Source organism: Candidatus Termitispirillum reticulitermitis, assembly GCF_054655775.1.
Genome location: NZ_BAAIHG010000241.1, coordinates 1 through 528, shown reverse-complemented (window position 1 = coordinate 528; position 528 = coordinate 1). Strand labels below are relative to the sequence as shown.

General features: G+C 45.6%; 2 protein-coding genes. Both read right to left on the bottom strand.

The features are described from left to right. Nucleotides 1–88: 88 nt before the first annotated feature. Nucleotides 89–316, bottom strand: a complete 228-nt coding sequence (locus tag AC1MDJ_RS08540) for a GTP cyclohydrolase, FolE2/MptA family (protein ID WP_479690478.1) — start codon at nt 314–316, stop codon at nt 89–91. Between the two features lie 2 nt (nt 317–318). After that, on the bottom strand, nt 319–528 hold a 210-nt coding region (gene pgk, locus AC1MDJ_RS08535; protein ID WP_479690477.1), incomplete at its 5' end, for a phosphoglycerate kinase.

Genomic DNA, 528 nt, shown 5'->3' with positions numbered 1-528 from the left:
GACTGACCAGTTTGACACCGTTAAGAAAATATTGACTAAAGCTAAAGAAAAAGACGTAAAGATTGTTTTGCCTGTGGATTTTGTGGTTTCACAGGAGTTCAATGGCAAGCCTGTGCTTGTGCAGAAGCTCTACAAAGCGCGACATATGCGTGCCTTTGAAGTTGTGTGGCAGGTTGACACTCATAGCCACGTTTGCAATAGTGCTTTGTTCACCGTTCTTGCGGGCTTTAACAACTATAGGGTAGGCAATATCTTTAATGCCTACCCTATCTATACCAATATTTCTAGTGTCAGGCTCACTCTGAATATCGCGCATTGCTAGCCGTTCAATACCTCAATACCTGGCAGACTGCCATATTCCACATACTCTAGTGACGCGCCACCACCAGTTGATATGTGCGACATCTTGTCGGCAACGCCAGCCTCATTCACCGCTGCAACGGAATCGCCACCACCTATCACAGTTGTTGCACTTAGCTCTGATAGCATTTTGGCAATAGCAAACGTAGCTTTTGCGTAGTCAGGGTT